The following is a 16,563-nucleotide window of genomic DNA, read 5'->3' on the forward strand; positions in this document are numbered from 1 at the left end:
GGCGCGAATCAGGTGTTGGCGAACAAGCGCGACATCGAGCGGAGGAAACTGCCGCCGCGCCGGGTCGGCATCGCCGCCCGCTCGGCGCGCGCCGCCAGTCCGTAATAGAGCAGGCCCAGCGCGGCGCTGTAGCCAGGATCACGCAAACTCTCCTTCAACCGCGGCGGCGCCTCCCCCAGACGCGCTGTCACGCCGAAAACTTTCGCCGCTGCCTCGGCCATGCCCGGCAGCTTGGCCGTGCCGCCCGTGAGCACCACGCCTCCGCCGCACGCTTCCGGTTCGAACGCCGCGCCGAGTTGCTTCTTCACCACTTCCAGCAATTCCCACACACGCGCCGCGGTGATCTGTTCGATCGTGTGACGGGGAAACTGGCGATCGCCGATCGCGAAATTGCCTTCCAGCCACACCTTCTCCCCGCGATCGCGCGCCTGCACCAACGCCCGCCCGAAGCGCAGTTTCAACTTCTCCGCCTGGTTCTCGGTCAGACGCAGCCCGATGCTCAGGTCGTTCGTCAAATGACTGCCGCCCACCGCGACGACGCCGGTCGTGTGCGGCACACCGTCGCGATAGAGCACGTAGTCCGTCGTGCCCGCGCCGATGTCGATCGCCAGCGAACCGTGCTGCCGGTCTTCCGCCGACGTGATCATGTAGCCCGAGGCGAGGCTCGCGAGCACGAGCTCCGAAACCTCAAGATTGAAGCCCCCGATCACGTGGATCGCGTCGGCGATTTTGTTTTCGGCGCCGTGCACGCTCCAGTAACCGACCCCGAGACGCTGGCCCACGAGATGTTCGGGGGAGGTCGGCACCAACCGGCCATCGACCCGAAACGGCCGGCGGATGTGATGCACCACCATGCGTCCCGCCGGCAGCTCTTTCGATTGCGCCAACTGGCTGACCGTCGCGATGTCGCCCGCGCTGATCATGTTGTCCGCCGCCTTCACACTCACGGTCGCTTCATTGTAAAACCCTTCGAGATGCCCCCCGGTCAACGCCAGGAACACTTGGTCGATGCGCTCGTGTGCGTCGCGCTCCGCGAATTCCAGCGCCGCGTGCGTGCAATCGCTGGCGGCTTTATAGTCCACCACCGCGCCCTTGATGATACCGCGCGACGGACACTCGCCGTGGCCGATCAGCGACAACTCGCGACCGTTGAGCTCGCCCACGAGGACGGTGACTTTGGACGTGCCGATTTCAACGGCTCCGATGATGCGGCTTTTAGAACTCACGGGATGATTTGGACGAAGGATTCTTTGACGGACGGGAAAGTGATTTCGACCCACGCACGGCGACGACTTCCGGCGTCAGCGTCACCGGCACCTGGCCGCCCAGCGCCAGATCGATGGCCGCCTGCGGACGCGCAGGATTGTTGGTATAGTCCAACACCAGATCCAGCCGCGCGAGCTGGCGAAAATAGTCGTCGTTGACGCTGAACCGCATCTTCAAGCCGTCGTCGGCGGTCACGACCAATTCGCCGTCCGACGCATAACGTTCGAGCGAAACCACGCGCCACTTCCGGTAGAGATGCTCCGCCTCGAACTTCGCCTTGCTGAGCAGTTCGGCCACCGCCCCCATTCCATCGATCGACGCGAACCCGCTGCCGCTGCGCACGAGTCGCACGCCGTCGAGCCACGGCAATGTGGCGATCATCGCCGGATCGAAACCCGCGCCAGAAAACACCACGCCATCGCGCGCCACCAGCAACGTCTTCGGCGCCGCGTCGCCGGGCGCCTGCGCATTCACCCGCACCACCGGCGCGCGCTCGGACAGCGTGGCCACCAGCGTCGAGGGGAAATTGCGCGTCAACACCGCCGTGCGCACCTGCCCGCTCGCGAGCAGACGTTCGCGCAACCGCATCAAATCGAGCTCCATCAACGTCGCCCCGCGCGGCAGCGCCAGCGTATCGACCAGCCACGTGCGCTCGAGCACACCATCCGTTACAAGCACGATTTCGGAGATCGGCGTCGCCGGCACCGCGTGCGATACCCGCCCGGAACTGTTCTGCCACGAATGCACCGCCGCCCAAGTGGCCCAACCGATCAAACCAAGCGCCACCACGCCCACCATCGTCCGCAAACTGCTCCAGAACAAACGCCGCCGCCCGCCCTTCGACATCGCGCGCGGCTTCACCTGCTGCGGGATATCGCGCCAGTGGCGGGTGGCCGGAGAATTGTTGGAAGGTGAACTCATGCGCGCTTCGCCACCTGAAAACGCTCCACCGCGGGTAGGACCATCGCCCGAACCAACGCCGTAAAATCCATCCCCGCGACGCGCGCGCTCATCGGCAGCAGACTCGTTTCTTTCATGCCGGGCAGCGTGTTGATTTCGAGAAAAAACGCCTCGTTGTTTTCTTTTAACAGGAAGTCGACGCGCGCGTAGTCGCGCCCGCCGCACGCCGCAACCGCCGCCGCCGCCGCCTGCTGCACCGCCCGCGTCACCTCATCCGCCAACGGCGCCGGTGCCAGATACTCCGTCAGGCCTTTCGTGTATTTGCTCGCGTAATCGTAGACGCCCGATTTCGGCCGGATCTCCACCACCCCCATCGCGCGACCGGCGAGCACGCCCACCGACAACTCGCGGCCCACGATCCGCTCCTCCGCCAGCCAGGTTCCACTCGTCGCGCTCGCCAACGCCGCCGTCAACGCCGCGCGATCATCCGCCAGAAACAGACCCACGCTGCTGCCTTCGTTGTTGGGCTTCAGCACGACGCGCGCGCCCAACTCCGCCATCACTTGCTCCGCCGTCGGCTTGTTGGCCGCGCTGAACGTCAACCCGCGCGGCGAACGCACCCCGCACGCCGCGACCGCCTGCTTCGTGCGCGTCTTGTCCATCGTCAGTGCGCTCGCCGTGGCGTCACACCCGGCATACGCGATGCCCGCCGCATCCAGCAACCGCTGCATGCCGCCGTCTTCGCCAAACGTGCCGTGCAATGTCGAAAACACCACGTGGCGCTCCCGATCCAGCGCCGCCGGCAACGCTTCCGCCGTCACGTCGATGAGGCAGGTGGGAAACGAGCGGGCGAGCGCGATCGCACACGCCCTGCCCGAGCCGATCGACACTTCGCGTTCCGACGAAGTGCCTCCGCACAGGACCGCAATGATTGGAGTCGTCACAAGGTTTCCTCCCACGTCTGGCCGAACAATATCACTTCCGGCTCGAGTTCCACTCCCGTCGCGCGCCGCACCCGTGCGCGCACGTGCCGCACCAATTCCAGCACGTCGCCGGCCGTCGCGCCCCCGCGATTCACGATGAAATTTGCGTGCACCGCCGACACCTCCGCCTCGCCGACCCGCGCGCCCTTCAAGCCGCTCTCGTCGATCAACCGCCCCGCCGACGTCCCCGGTGGATTCTTAAAAATGCATCCCGCACTCGGCTCGCGCGGCTGACTCTCCTGCCGCTTGCGGCGGTAAACATCGAGCTGCCGGTTGACCGCATCCGCTTCCACCTGCGCCGCGGGCCGCAACAATGCCCCCAGCGCCACCGCGTTCTTCAATTCCGCGCAATGCCGGTAACCCACCTCCATCTCCGCCTTCGGCAGCGTCCGCACCGTGCCGTCGGCGTCCATCAACGTCACTGCCTCCACCACATCGAACGTCCATCCGCCCATCGCACCCGCGTTCATCCGCAACGCGCCGCCCAGATTTCCCGGCACGCCTTCCAGAAATTCGAAACCCGTTAAACCCGCCTTCGCCGCGAGCCCGCACAAATTCTTCAAACGCAACCCCGCGCCCGCCCACACGCGCCCGTCGCCGCGCGCCTCGAATGTCGCCCACGCCGCCGCGGCGAGCGAGATCACCACGCCGTCCACGCCTTCATCCGGCACCACCAGATTCGATCCGCGCCCGAGCATCAACCACCGCACCCCGCGCGCGCGGGCCGCTGCCACCGTTGCCCGCAAATCCTCCGCTGTCGCCGGCTCCACATAAATCCGGGCCGCTCCGCCCACGCGCATCGTCGTCTTCGGTGCGAGCGATTCCTCGCGCCGCACCTTCGTCGCTGCGCTCACGCCCTGCGAAATTTCCGCTGCCAGCCCATCCCAGCGCGCGGCGAGCCACTCCCGCGCGCGGCGCTCGATGTCGCCCGCGCCCACAAACACCACGACATCACCGCTCCGCACTTCCGCCGTCAGTCGCTGACTCCACCCGCCGTCGCCCGCCGCATAATGCACCGCCAACGCCGGCGCCGCCCGGTGCAACGCATCCGCGACTTCCGCCGAGGTCCCGCCCGCGACCGGCATTTCTCCCGCGGAGTAAACATCCAGCAGGTAAACCGCATCCGCCTGCGCGAGGGCGTCCGCAAATTCGGCCTTGAACTGCGCTGTGCGGCTGAACCGGTGCGGCTGAAACACCACCCGCAACACGCCGCCTGGCCGCCGCAAACTCGCCAGCAACGCCCGGATCTCCGCCGGGTGATGCGCATAGTCCTCCATCACCGTCACGCCGCCCACGGTGGAGAGCACCGTTTGCCGCCGCCGCACGCCCGGAAAGTCGGCGAGCTCGTCGCCCGTGAGCGCCACGCCCATCAGCTGCGCCGCCGCCAGCGCCGCCGTCGCGTTGCGCGCGTTGAATTCGCCCCGCGCCCGCACCGTCGCCTCGCCCGCCTGAAATTTGCCGCTGAGCCGGAGCGTCATCCGGCCGCCTTCATCCGCGACCAACGTCGCTTCGAAATCGGCGCCCTGCTCCAACCCGAACGTCCACGCACGTTTTTGCGGTCCCACGTCGATCTCCTGCGCGCCGTTGCGAGTCGGCCCACCCACCAGCACCTCCCCTCGCGTGCGTTGAAACAAGTCCGCAAACGCCGTCTCCAACGCCCCCGCGCTCCGATAGAAATCCGGGTGATCCCAATCGAGATTCACCGCGACCGTGAGCTCGGGCGCAAACTGGCCGATCGTGCCGTCGCTCTCATCGATTTCCGCCACGACCCAATCCGCCGCGCCCGCCTGCGCCGGCGCCGCGCCACCGTTGAAAAGTCCGCCCAACACATAACCCGCGTCCACGCCTGCGCGCCGCAACACCGTGATCAGCATCGCGGTCGTCGTAGTCTTCCCGTGCGAGCCGCAGACGGCCACCAGCCGCCGACCAGCCGTCACGGCGGCCAGCATCTCGCCGCGCCGCACCCGCGGAATTCCCCGCGCACCGGCGGCCGCACTGGCGGCGTGCGCCGGGGCGATCGCCGACGAATAAACGACCAGATCGCACGCCTCGGGCAGCGGTGCGATGACGACGCCTCCGCGCTGCAATTGCCGCCGCATTTCCATGCTCAACGCATCGTCTTCTCCCGTCACTGTCCATCCCGAGCGGGCGAGAAAAATCGCGAGCGGCCCCAGCCCCATTCCGCCCACGCCGATGCAGTGGACGCGCTGCACGGTGCGCCCAAACAAAGGCGGCAATACGTCGCGCGTCATCGCGAAAGCTCCGGGTTTGCGAGTGAGGCAGGCACAGCGCGGAGAATCAAGTGGCGGCCACGGCCAGCGCCGGCCGGCGCGCGGGCGGCGCAGTGAGTTCCTCGAGATCCCGTAGCATCAGATCGAGCGAATTTGCCCGGTCCATCCGCTGCAGGTTCGTGCGGAAGCGGCGCAGCAGCCAGTCGTTGAAAATCGTGTCGAGCACCTCGGCGCGCAGGCTCGCAATGAACATTTGATCGACCACCACCCCGCCGCCCTGCCGCTCGAAAAACGCCGCGTTGGCCCGTTGATGATCGTCCGCCGCCTGCGGATAGGGCACGAGAATCGCCGGCGTTTCGCAGCGGATGAGTTCCGCCAGCGTGCCCGCGCCCGCCCGCGACAACACCAAATCCGCCGCCGACAAAAGATCCGCCACGCGATCGCAAAACGGCATGAACACCACGCGCACCGGCCGGCCATGCTTCGAACGCAATTCGCGACTCTCCGGCTGCCCCTTGCCCATCCCCGTCACGCAACAAATCTGCACGCCCTCCAGCGCGAGCGCCTCCACGTTGTCCGTCACCCATTGATTCAGCGGCGCCGCGCCCTGACTGCCGCCAAACACCGCGAGCACCGGCAGCCCCGGATCGAGGCCAAATGCCTCGCACGCCGTCGCCCGCGGCAAACGCTTGATCTCCCGCCGCACCGGCATGCCCACATGCCGGGTCGCCTTGGTGCGCACGCTCGCCAGCCGGATCCCCAGCGGCAGATAAACGCGGTCCGCGAACCGCCCGAACAACCGCACGGCGCGTCCCGGCACCCGGTTCGACTCGTGCACCGCCACACGCACGCCCGCCAGTCGCCCCGCCAGCACGATCGCGGCCGACGTAAAACCACCGAATCCGACCACGGCGTCCGCGTGCGAACGCCGCACCAGGCGGAGCGAAAACAGAAAACCGTGCGCCTGCGAAAACACGCAGCGCGCCATCTTCCACGGGCTCCACCCGAACGCCGATCCCGGCACGCGAAGAAATTTAAACTGCGGATATTTCTCCGCCAGGCGCGCATCCACCTTCTTCGTGCTGATCAGCAGCACCACCTCGTGGCCGCGATCCGTTAACCCTTCCGCGAGGGAAATGCCGGGCGACAAATGTCCGCCCGTGCCGCCGCAGGAAATCAGAAACTTGCTCATGCTTCGTCCCCTCCTTGGTTGTTTGCGTTGCGCCCGCCGCGGTTCACGACAGCACCTCCCGCATCGACCGCCCGCCGCCGGCCAGATTCGCGCGGCCCCACGTCCGCTGCGTGTTCAGCAGGACGCCGAGCAGCACGCCCATCAACAGCAGGTTCGACAGCCCCGCGCTGATAAACGGCAGCGACATGCCCTTCGTCGGAAAAAGTCCCGTCACCACGCCGAGATTGATGATCGCCTGCAGGCACATGAGCAGCAGGCAGCCCGTTGCCAAAAGGAATTGAAACAGATTCGGCGCCCGCCGCAGATGCAGCAGGCCCGCCAGAAACATCACCAGGAAAACCGTCACCACGCCCAGCGTCGCCCACATCCCGAGCTCTTCGCCGACGACCGCGAAAATGAAATCCGTGTGCGCCTCCGGCAGGAAATTCATCTGCTGCCGCCCCTGCCCCAGCCCCGCGCCATCGGTGCCACCCACCGCAAACGCCGCCAGCGATTGATACAGCTGATACGTGCCCGCGCTCTTGTTGCCTTCCACGTCCAGAAACGCCGTGAACCGCCGCAACCGGTTCGGGTTGTGCATCACCAGCAACGCAAATCCCAATCCGGCGACCGCCACCGTCGCCATCGTGTAGCGCCACTTCGCACCCGCGAGAAACAGCAACACGAGCCCCACGACCAGCGCGAGCGCGGCCGTGCCGAAGTCCGGCTCCCGCACGATCAAGCCCGCGCATACGCCGATGATACCCAACGGAATCAAAAACCCGCGCTTCAGGTCGCCGATGTGCGTCTGGTTGATCGCCAGATAATGCGCGAGGCAGAAGACCAGCCCCAACTTCGCGAACTCCGATACCTGCAGTCGCAGCGGCCCGATGCCCAGCCAGCGCCGGCTCCCTTTTACCGAAATGCCGATATGCGGGATCAATACCAGCAACAACATCAACACCAGCACGCCGGCGATCACCCACACGTAGCGCCGCGCGTAGTCCAGATTCAACCGGCTCGTCACGAAACACAGCACCGCCGCGATCCCCACGCCCATCAACTGCTTGTTGAGGTAGTAATACGGGCCCATCTTGAACGACGCGCTCGCGCTGAACAAAATCGTCAGCCCGAGGATGGTCAGCCCCGCGGCGCAAACCACGATGATCGCCACCGGGTTGACGCTGAAACGCGCCCGGGCGGTATTCGCCGGTAGTTCGAGAGTGGCCATGCGGGGGAGCGCGTCGGTCGCTTACTTGCGATTCGGATCTTCGATCTGAATCACCGGCGCATCAGTCGCGCCCGGCTTGATGCCACTGTCCAGATCGCGGTCCGCCGGAGGCGGCGTGAAAAACGGTTTGCTCTGGTCCGGCGTCGGCACGACCGGCGTCGTCGTCTGGGGCGTCGGCGCCGGAGCGTTGGCCGCGGCCTTGGACGTAGGCTTCGCCGCCGGAGTCGACGTCGACTTCCCTGGCCGGTTCTTCGGCGCCGGGATAATCAACTCCATGCCCGGCCGGATTTTGGTCGGGTCCGAAATGTTGTTCACGAGCGCGATCTCGCCGTAGGGGACGCCGTATTTGTGCGCGATTCCGCCCAGCGTTTCGCCGGGCTTCACCACGTGCTTCACCGGGCTGGCGCTGCTCGCCTTGCCCTCATCCGCCACCGCCGCCGGTTTCCCGAGCGCAAGATTGTCGGTCGGCGCCGCCGCCACCGCGGTCGTTGGAATGATCAACTTCTGGCCGAGACGCAGCGGCGTCGCCGGCTTGATGTGATTGGCCGCAGCCAGCTGCGTCACACTCAAGTGATGCTTCTTCGCCACCGTCCAGAGACTGTCGCCTTTGGCCACAGTGTAAGTCGTCACCGGCGTAACGCCTTCCACGGGCGCCGGCCCGCGCACCGCCTGCGCCGCATCCGAGCCCGGCCGCGTCGGCGTGTAACGCACACCCGCGCTGGAGCCATAATCAAGCGGCGCGGAAACCACCGGCGAGGGCGTGGACATGGCCGTCGCGGCGTCCGCCGAATTGTTCGACGGCGCCGCGTCCGACATCGGCACCGAGACCATCGGCGAACTGTCGGCTGCAGCGTCCTTCGCGGCGGTATCGGCCGGCGCCGGTTTGGCCGTGGAACTGCAGCCGGGATTGGCAAAAATCAGGATCAAAGCAAAGACGTGGATGCCCACGACGATGCCGAAAACTTTGAGGATTTTCATGACTAGATGGGATGGTGCGTTACGGAGGGAATGCTATCAAAAACTGGGTGCGGCGCGCAGTTCTTGCACCACGCGCTCAAACTGGTCGCCGCGATCTTCGTAGCTGCGAAACATATCGAAACTCGCAAAGCCCGGACTGAGTAAAATCTGCGTGCCTGGCCGCGCCCCGGCCGCCGCCTGCCGCACCGCGTCGGCCAACGATTCGCAGACCGTCGGCGGCCGGCCCAGCGCACTGACCGCCGCCGCCAGCTCCGTCCGGGTTTCGCCGATCAAAAACCACTGTTCCACCTGCGGCGCCGCCCGCGCCACGAATGCGGCGATGTCGCCGCCCTTCCCCCGCCCGCCCGCGATCAATCGCACCGGCGCCGCGAAGTGGTGCAACGCCGCTTCCACCGCGTGAAAGTTCGTCGCCTTCGAGTCGTTCCAATACGTCACGCCGTCCACCTCCGCGACGCGCGCCAGCCGATGCCGCCCGAGACGAAACGCCCGCGCTGTCCGCCGCAACGCCTCTTCCGGCCTTCCCTCCGCACGCCACCACGCCCGCGCGAGTTCGAAGTTCTCCCGTTGCGGGTAGTCGGAAAAAATCGTGTCGCCGAGCTCCGGGTCAAAAACGCAGTGCTCCGACACCACCACCTGCGTCCCTACCGGCAACCGGCGACGCGTGTTCGCGGCATACCGCGCTACCGACTCGCCGACAAACCCGCGCCCTCCTTCGCGCAACCGCTGCAGCAGCACCGCCTTCGCAGCAAAATACCCTTCCAAGCTTCCGTGCCGCTCCAAGTGGTCCTCCGCAAAATTTGTCCACAGCACCGCCGCCGCCCGGAAGTGCTGCATCGACTCCGCTTGAAACGAGCTCACTTCGCAAACCGCCACCGCGGTTTCGCTGCCCCCGTCGGTATCCACCACCAGTTGCGTGAATGGGTAACCGATATTGCCCGTCGCCTGCGCCTCCGTGCCCGTGTCGCGCAACGCCTGCGCCAGGAATTCCGTCAACGTCGTCTTTCCATTCGTGCCCGTGATCGCGATGATTTCGCCCCGCCAGAAAAGAGACGCGAAATCCAGTTCCCCGAGACAAATCGCGCCGGCCGCACGCGCCAGTGCCAGCCACGGATGCGCTGGCGCAAAGCCCGGTGAAAACACCACCAGGCCGTGCCGCGCCGCCGCCTCCGCGGTCAACGCCGCGCCCTTCACATCGTAGATTTCCGCCTGGCCGCCCAAGGCGCGCACCAGCGCCACCGCGCCTGTCCCGCTCACACCGCCGCCCAGCACCGCCACGGGACGGCGGAGCGCATCGGCGAGAAAGGATGGGATGGCGGACGGCATCGTTCAGCGAAGTTTCAACGTCGCGAGCCCCGCGAGCGCGAAGCCCAGTGACAGCACCCAGAAACGAAGCACCACCTTCGTCTCCGGCCAGCCGCGCTTTTGGAAGTGATGATGCAACGGCGCCATCAGGAAAATCCGTCGCCCGACACCAAATCGGCGCCGCGTGTATTTGAACCACCCGACCTGCAGCACCACCGAAAGCAGCTCCATCACGAACACGCCGCCGACGATCACCAACGTGAACGGCTGATGAATCATGAACGCCATCACGCCGATCAATCCGCCCAACGCGAGCGAACCAGTGTCGCCCATGAAGACTTCCGCCGGGTGCGAGTTATACCAAAGAAATGCCATGCACGCGCCGATCAGCGCGCCGCAGATCACCGTCAGCTCGCCCACGCCCGGCACGTAGCTGATCAGCAGGTAGTCTGCGATTCTCACATTGCCCGCTGCATAAGCCATGAGGCCAAATACCAAGGCCACCGTGATCGTGCAACCGACCGCGAGTCCATCGAGGCCGTCGGTGAGGTTGATTGCGTTGCTGAACCCCACGATCCACAGATAGATCAATACCAACAGCAGCCAGATGGGCATCACGGCGATAACTGGATATTTGAAAAATGGCGCCCACAACTCCCGCACCCGCTCCGCACTCGCCGGGTGCAGCACCAGCACGGCCAGCGCCACCAGTGTCGCCAACGATTGCCACCCGAGCTTCTCCCACGACGAAATCCCCGCGCGGTTTTTGTGCACCACCTTCAGGTAGTCGTCGCGAAACCCGGGCACCGTCAGCGCGGCGTAAACGAACAAACTCACAAACACCCACACGTTCGGCGCCGCCCAAAGCGCGGAACTCACAAACACCGCGATGAAGATGATCAGCCCGCCCATCGTCGGCGTGTGCTTCTTGTCAAAGTAGGTCGCGCCGAGCGCGCCCGTGCGATCGTCGATGTAGCCGTGTCCAAATTTCAACTCGCGAAACCGCCGGATCAGCCACGGGCCAATGATGAAACCGATCACCAGCGACGTGCCCGCCGCCAGCAACGTCCGCACCGTGATGTAACGCAGGAGCCGCAACGGCCCCAGATAGTCTGCCCAGTCTGCCAGATAGCTCAGCATCGGAAAATTAGTGCGCGAGCGGTGCCTCCGCCCCCGGTTGCACCACCCGCTCCAGTTGATAACGCCGACTTCCTTTCACGAACACGCTCCCGCGGAACTCCGCCACCCGGGCGGCCGCCTCGGCCACGGACTCGAATATCTCCACCTGCCCCGCCGCGCCACCGCCCTCGCGCGCGCCCGTCTGCACGGCGCCCGCGTGATCGCCGATCACCAACGCGCGATCGCCCGACCGCAGCCGCAGCGCCCGGCCGAGCGCGCGGTGATGCATCTCCGCCTCTGCGCCCAGTTCCTCCATCCCTCCGAGCACGAGCAGCCGCGGTTCGTCCGCCGGCGCAATCGCGTAAAACGCCTCCAGCGCATCGGCCATCGAGGCCGGATTCGCATTGTAGCAATCGAGATAAAGCAAACGCCCGCCCTCGCGGCGCACTTCGCCGCGCAACTTCGCCGGCACCCACTCGGCGAGCCGGTCCTGAATCGTCTCGCGCGGCACGCCCAGCCACAGCGCCGCACAAATCGCGAGCGCCGCGTTTTGCGCCATCCCCTCCGTCACCCGGCGCAGCGTGAACGCCAGCGGCGGCGGTTCGCCATAAGCGAGCGCGATGGCCGTCGAATCGCCGCGCTGTGTCACCGCAAAATAAACGGTGTCTTTCGGCGGCGCCGTCGGCCGGATCACCTCCGCGCGTTCCACCACGAGGTGCCGCACACCTGTCTCTGCAAACGGCGCAAACGCCGCGCACGGCCGCGGAAAAATAGCCATCCCCGCCGGTCGCACCGCTTGCACCAGCCCCGCCTTTTCGCGCGCCACGCCTTCCAGGCCGCCGAGTTCTGCCGTGTGCGCCGCCGCGACCAGCGTGATGATCGCCACATCCGGCTCGATCATGCGCGCCAAGGTGGCCATGTCGCCCGGCGCACTGATCCCGGCCTCGACCACCGCCGCCCGATGGCGTGCCGCGTCGAGCCGCGTCAGCGTGAGCGGCACACCCAGGTGATTGTTGAGATTGCCTTCGGTCGCGAGCACGCCGCCCGCCGCGCCACCGAGCAGCAGCGCCAGAAGATTTTTGGTCGAGGTCTTGCCGGCGCTGCCCGAAATGCCCACCACCGGTCCGGGAAAAGCACGCCGGTGCTCACGCGCGATCGTTTGAAACGCCGCGAGCGGATCGGCCACCACAAGTTGGGGCAATGCGAGGGCGGAATTCGGCCGCGCGACGAGAGCCGCACTTGCCCCCGCGGTTTCGGCAGCGGTGAGAAAATCGTGGCCATCGCGCTGGGCCGTCTTCAGCGCCACGAACATCTGCCCCGGCCGCAGTTGGCGGGTGTCGATCGTAAAGGCAGAAAGCGGCAAAACCGGCGACGCTGTCCAGCGTCCACCGGTCCATTCCGCCAATTGCCTGGAAGTGAATTCAGCCACGGAGCAAAGGTTTTTTGCCGCTCAGGGTCATTCGCTTTTCAGGGCCTTGATGCCGATCAACTCCCGCACGACGTGGCGGTCATCGAACGGCACCACCGTGTCCACAAATTCCTGGTAGGTTTCGTGGCCCTTGCCGGCGATGAGCAGGCAGTCGCCCGGTTTCGCCACGTCGAGCGCGAGACTGATCGCCCGGCGCCGATCCTCGATCCACGTGATCTTTTCCGGCGCCGTCACGCCCGTTTGCATGTCGGCGAAAATCTGCGCGAGCGACTCGCTTCGCGGATTGTCCGCAGTCGCGAAGGTGAAGTCGGCAAACTCTTGCACCGCCTTCGTCATGAGCGGGCGTTTCGACCGGTCGCGATTGCCGCCGCAGCCAAACACCACGAGCAACCGGCCGGGCGTGATCGCCCGGAGCATTCCGAGTGCGTTGCGCAGCGCGTCGTCCGTGTGCGCGTAGTCCACAAGCACGTTGAACGCTTGCCCGGCTTCGATGCGCTCCATGCGTCCAGGCACGCCTTTGAAGGAACGCAGCCGCGCCAGAAACGCTGCGGGATCACGTCCGAGGCCCCACGCCGTCGCCACCGCTGCGAGCAGGTTGCTCACATTGTAGCGACCAATCAGCGGTGAATTCACCAGCATCTCGCCTTGTGGCCAGACGAGGCGGAACGTCGTGTCCTTGAAGCCCAGCGTCACCGCTTCCGCCCGCACGAGCGCGCGCGGGTTTTCACCATAGGTCACGGTCATGACGCCGTCGGGAATCGCGGCCGTCAGGCGTTCGCCGTAGGGGTCGTCGATATTCACGACCGCCAGCTTGGGGCGCGATCCCGTGGCGCCGGTGAAGAGTCGCATCTTCACCGCGAAATAGGTTTCGAGATCCTTGTGGTAATCGAGGTGGTCGCGCGTGAGGTTGGTGAAAACCGCCGCTCCAAACTGCAGGCCGAGCACGCGCTGCTGGTCGATGCCATGCGAGCTCACCTCCATCACCGCCTGCCGGCAGCCGTGGTCCCGCATCTGCGCGAGCAAACCGTAAATATCGAGGGATTCCGGCGTCGTGCGGAATGACGGCACCGTGCGCGCGCCGAGGTCGTAGCTGATGGTGCCGAGCAGGCCCACGCGCTGTTCGCCATTGAGCAAATGCTGCAACAAGTGCGTGACGGTCGTCTTGCCGTTCGTGCCGGTCACGCCGATGACGTTCATCTCGCGATCGGGAAACTTGTAGTAGCGCTGCGCCACCCGCGCGAGCATCGCCCGCGGATCCGCGACTTGGATGAACGTCACCTTCGCCGGCGCGGTGAGCGGCAGTTTTTGCGTCACGATGGCCACGGCGCCACGGTTGATCGCTTCATCTATATAGTAACCGCCATCGGCGCGGAGACCAGGCAGGGCGAAGAACAGATTGCCCGGCGCGACGCGCCGGCTGTCCATCACGAGTCCGGAGATCGGCCGATCAAGGCTGCCCTTCGCGGCGATGATCTCTTCCGGCTGGATAAAATCGGAGAGCTTGGGAGCCATTTTAATAACGCGATTGCGGGTGAGGCTTTCCTGGCGCGTCCGGCGCACCGGTGACCGGGGCGCGAACGTATGGATAAGCGGATAGTTCTGGGTGAGATAGCCGATCACGGACGGTCTCCTTGCATGACAAGTGCGTTCCGCGCCGGTTCGACCGGCGGGCGGATGTTGCGGTATTGGATAAGTTGTTCGCCGATGTGCTTGAACGAAGGCGCTGCCACCACCGTGCCGTAGGCCTTGAGGCCATTCGGCGGGCGGCCGTCATACACGATCACCGAAATCTCGATTTGCGGATGGCTCGCCGGGAAAAAACCGACGAACGATCCATCGTAGTAAGTATTGGAGTAGCGCCCATCGATGATCCGCTGTGCCGTGCCCGTCTTGCCCGCGACTTCGAAATGCGCGATCGCCGCCTCGGGCGCCGTGCCCTCCTTCATCGTCACGCCCTCCAGCATGCGCGCCACGGTCCGCGCGGTGTTCTGACTGATCACGCGCCGCCGGGAAAACGCCCCGTAATCGTAAACCACCTGCCCGTGCGCATCCGCGATCTTCTGGATCACCTGCGGCTTCATCAACAGTCCGCCGCTCGCGATGACCCCCATCGCCATGTGAATCTGCAACGGCGTCGCCGCCACCGACTGGCCCATCGGCATGCGCGTGATGGTGAGTCCGTCCCACTTCGACGGCGGCGCGATGATGCCGGGCACTTCGCCGCCCACCGGGAAACCCGTGTCTTCGCCAAACCCAAACGCCCGCGCGTAATCATAAAAGCGCTCGTCGCCGAGTTTCATGGCCAGCTGCGCGGCCCCGCGATTGGACGACCGCCAGATGATTTCGGGCAACGCCAGCGGGTGATCGAAGTGATGCGCTTCGCGCGGCAGGCGGCGCATCTTGCCTTTGTATTCGATCTGGTCGATCGAGCAGTCGAAGTGGTCCGTCATCCGCACCAGGTTTTCGTTCAGCACACCCGACATCGCCACGATCTTGAACGTTGAGCCCGGCTCCAGAATGTCGGCCACCGCGATGTTGCGCATCGCCCCCTGCTCATCTTTCGAGAGTTCGTTGTATTCATTGAGGTTGAACGTCGGGTAATTCGCCATCGCGAGGATGAACCCCGTCTGCGGATCGCTCACGATGATCGTCGCCTTCTTCGGGCGAAACGCCGCCACGATGTGGTTGATCTCCTCCTCCGCGATATGCTGCACGACCGAATCGATCGAAAGCGTGACGCTGAATCCATCGGCCGGCGGCACATCGCGCGTGCTGAACTGCGCCAGCTCGCGACGCAGCCCGTCCTTCTCCGTTTCGCGCCAGCCATCCTGACCCCGCAGATAAAAGTCCGCGTAGCGCTCGATGCCCGTCACCGGTTCACCCGCCTTGCTCACGAAGCCGATCACGTGCGCGGCGAGCGCGTTTTGCGGATAGGCCCGACGGTAAACGCGATTGCCGTAAACACCCTTGATGCCCAGCGCGGTGATCTTGTCGTAAGTCGTCTCGTCCACTCCTTCGGTCAGCTTCGCCCAGCGTACCGGCCGATCGCCGTTCTCGTCGTCGACCGCGTCCACTTTCGTGTCCGCCGTATCGCTGTCGTCCTCGTCCGCCGCCGCCGCGCCTGCGGGACGCGGCATGATATTGAACACCACCGCGCCCGTTTTTGGGTCGGTCTTGGCGCTCGCCGGGATCGTGCTCGCCGCCCGGGTCTTGGTCCGAAAAATGGTTTCCAATTCGCCCAGCGGACGGTTCAGCAACCGCGCGAGCTCCGGCCACTTCGACTCATCCTCCGGCCGCAAGGACTGCGGATCGACGCCCAGAATGATGAGCGAGACGCTCGTCGCCAGCTTGTTGCCCCGCGCGTCGAGAATGTCGCCCCGCCGCGCATGCTCCACGATGATCTGCCGCCGGGCCTTGTCCACATACCGCACCAGCTCGTCGCGATCGATGACGTGCAGATAAACCAGGCGCGCACCCAGACCCCCGAAACACGCGACCAGCCCCAGCGCGAGCAAACCTAAGCGGTAATTGGATGCGAAGCCTCGCGACATGGTCGGTTGTCAGGGCGTGCCCGGGAGGCGGAAAACGACGGAGGCGCCCCCCGTGTCGGAGAACAGCGTGCGGTTGCGCTTGGCCGCGAGGCGGAAGACGGGATCTTCGTTCACGCGCACAACGTTTTCTTCCCGCGGTTGCACCAGTCCGAGACGCATCTCCACGTTGCGCCGCGCCAGCACGTCGGGCGACTTCTCGGCTTGGATCGTGGCGTTGGTCTCGTCGATGTGGCGGCGCACCTCGGCGATGCGACCTTCGATGTCGCGCGCCGCGTTGGCCGTCACGGAAATCTGATGACGCAGCCAGACGGTGCCGAGACCGACCGAGCCGGAGAAACAAATCATCACGAGCGTATAGACCAGCATCTGGTTGACGAACGCACGGGTGTCTTGGGTGAACAT

General features: G+C 65.6%; 13 protein-coding genes. All 13 read right to left on the reverse strand.

Going from position 1 to position 16,563, the window contains the following annotated elements:
• Positions 1 to 8: 8 nt before the first annotated feature.
• A complete protein-coding gene (gene ftsA, locus K0B96_RS12245; RefSeq protein WP_220161181.1) occupies positions 9 to 1,226 on the reverse strand; it encodes a cell division protein FtsA in 1,218 nt (405 codons plus the stop codon).
• Positions 1,216 to 2,187 carry a cell division protein FtsQ/DivIB gene (locus K0B96_RS12250; RefSeq protein WP_220161182.1) on the reverse strand — a complete coding sequence of 324 codons (972 nt, stop codon included), beginning with the start codon at positions 2,185 to 2,187 and terminating at the stop codon, positions 1,216 to 1,218. The genes ftsA and K0B96_RS12250 overlap by 11 nt, the downstream gene beginning before the upstream one ends.
• On the reverse strand, positions 2,184 to 3,110 hold the full coding sequence (locus K0B96_RS12255; protein ID WP_220161183.1) for a D-alanine--D-alanine ligase family protein: 927 nt from the start codon (positions 3,108 to 3,110) through the stop codon (positions 2,184 to 2,186). The genes K0B96_RS12250 and K0B96_RS12255 overlap by 4 nt, the downstream gene beginning before the upstream one ends.
• The gene (murB, locus tag K0B96_RS12260) at positions 3,107 to 5,401 is read right to left on the reverse strand and encodes a UDP-N-acetylmuramate dehydrogenase (protein ID WP_220161184.1); all 2,295 of its coding nucleotides are present in this window, start codon (positions 5,399 to 5,401) and stop codon (positions 3,107 to 3,109) included. Before murB ends, K0B96_RS12255 begins: the two co-directional genes overlap by 4 nt.
• Positions 5,402 to 5,447: 46 nt before the next feature.
• Positions 5,448 to 6,572 carry a UDP-N-acetylglucosamine--N-acetylmuramyl-(pentapeptide) pyrophosphoryl-undecaprenol N-acetylglucosamine transferase gene (locus K0B96_RS12265; RefSeq protein WP_220161185.1) on the reverse strand — a complete coding sequence of 375 codons (1,125 nt, stop codon included), beginning with the start codon at positions 6,570 to 6,572 and terminating at the stop codon, positions 5,448 to 5,450.
• 43 nt (positions 6,573 to 6,615) lie between these two features.
• Complete coding sequence (locus tag K0B96_RS12270) at positions 6,616 to 7,782, reverse strand: FtsW/RodA/SpoVE family cell cycle protein (RefSeq protein ID WP_220161186.1); 1,167 nt, start codon at positions 7,780 to 7,782, stop codon at positions 6,616 to 6,618.
• A gap of 21 nt (positions 7,783 to 7,803) precedes the next feature.
• Positions 7,804 to 8,760 (reverse strand): LysM peptidoglycan-binding domain-containing protein, encoded by a 957-nt coding sequence (locus K0B96_RS12275; protein ID WP_220161187.1) that lies wholly within the window; start codon positions 8,758 to 8,760, stop codon positions 7,804 to 7,806.
• A 36-nt stretch (positions 8,761 to 8,796) separates the two neighbouring features.
• Complete coding sequence (gene murD, locus K0B96_RS12280; protein WP_220161188.1) at positions 8,797 to 10,083, reverse strand: UDP-N-acetylmuramoyl-L-alanine--D-glutamate ligase; 1,287 nt, start codon at positions 10,081 to 10,083, stop codon at positions 8,797 to 8,799.
• A 3-nt stretch (positions 10,084 to 10,086) separates the two neighbouring features.
• Complete coding sequence (gene mraY, locus K0B96_RS12285) at positions 10,087 to 11,202, reverse strand: phospho-N-acetylmuramoyl-pentapeptide-transferase (protein WP_220161189.1); 1,116 nt, start codon at positions 11,200 to 11,202, stop codon at positions 10,087 to 10,089.
• Positions 11,203 to 11,209: 7 nt separating this feature from the next.
• Positions 11,210 to 12,610: a UDP-N-acetylmuramoyl-tripeptide--D-alanyl-D-alanine ligase gene (locus K0B96_RS12290; RefSeq protein ID WP_220161190.1), complete on the reverse strand. Its 1,401-nt coding sequence runs from the start codon at positions 12,608 to 12,610 to the stop codon at positions 11,210 to 11,212.
• A gap of 27 nt (positions 12,611 to 12,637) precedes the next feature.
• Positions 12,638 to 14,122, reverse strand: a complete 1,485-nt coding sequence (locus K0B96_RS12295) for a UDP-N-acetylmuramoyl-L-alanyl-D-glutamate--2,6-diaminopimelate ligase (protein WP_255558649.1) — start codon at positions 14,120 to 14,122, stop codon at positions 12,638 to 12,640.
• Between the two features lie 104 nt (positions 14,123 to 14,226).
• Complete coding sequence (locus tag K0B96_RS12300; RefSeq protein WP_220161192.1) at positions 14,227 to 16,161, reverse strand: peptidoglycan D,D-transpeptidase FtsI family protein; 1,935 nt, start codon at positions 16,159 to 16,161, stop codon at positions 14,227 to 14,229.
• A gap of 9 nt (positions 16,162 to 16,170) precedes the next feature.
• Positions 16,171 to 16,563 (reverse strand): hypothetical protein, encoded by a 393-nt coding sequence (locus K0B96_RS12305; RefSeq protein WP_220161193.1) that lies wholly within the window; start codon positions 16,561 to 16,563, stop codon positions 16,171 to 16,173.

Source organism: Horticoccus luteus (assembly GCF_019464535.1).
GTDB classification, from domain to species: Bacteria; Verrucomicrobiota; Verrucomicrobiia; order Opitutales; family Opitutaceae; genus Horticoccus; species Horticoccus luteus.

Bases quoted from the DNA above. Each gene is read 5' to 3' on its own strand.
- K0B96_RS12265 (WP_220161185.1), bottom strand. From the start codon at position 6,572: ATGAGCAAGTTTCTGATTTCCTGCGGCGGCACGGGCGGACATTTGTCG.
- K0B96_RS12300 (WP_220161192.1), bottom strand. From the start codon at position 16,161: ATGTCGCGAGGCTTCGCATCCAATTACCGCTTAGGTTTGCTCGCGCTG.
- K0B96_RS12295 (WP_255558649.1), bottom strand. From the start codon at position 14,122: ATGGCTCCCAAGCTCTCCGATTTTATCCAGCCGGAAGAGATCATCGCC.
- K0B96_RS12305 (WP_220161193.1), bottom strand. From the start codon at position 16,563: ATGTTCACCCAAGACACCCGTGCGTTCGTCAACCAGATGCTGGTCTAT.
- mraY (WP_220161189.1), bottom strand. From the start codon at position 11,202: ATGCTGAGCTATCTGGCAGACTGGGCAGACTATCTGGGGCCGTTGCGG.
- K0B96_RS12250 (WP_220161182.1), bottom strand. From the start codon at position 2,187: ATGAGTTCACCTTCCAACAATTCTCCGGCCACCCGCCACTGGCGCGAT.
- murB (WP_220161184.1), bottom strand. From the start codon at position 5,401: ATGACGCGCGACGTATTGCCGCCTTTGTTTGGGCGCACCGTGCAGCGC.
- murD (WP_220161188.1), bottom strand. From the start codon at position 10,083: ATGCCGTCCGCCATCCCATCCTTTCTCGCCGATGCGCTCCGCCGTCCC.
- K0B96_RS12270 (WP_220161186.1), bottom strand. From the start codon at position 7,782: ATGGCCACTCTCGAACTACCGGCGAATACCGCCCGGGCGCGTTTCAGC.
- K0B96_RS12275 (WP_220161187.1), bottom strand. From the start codon at position 8,760: ATGAAAATCCTCAAAGTTTTCGGCATCGTCGTGGGCATCCACGTCTTT.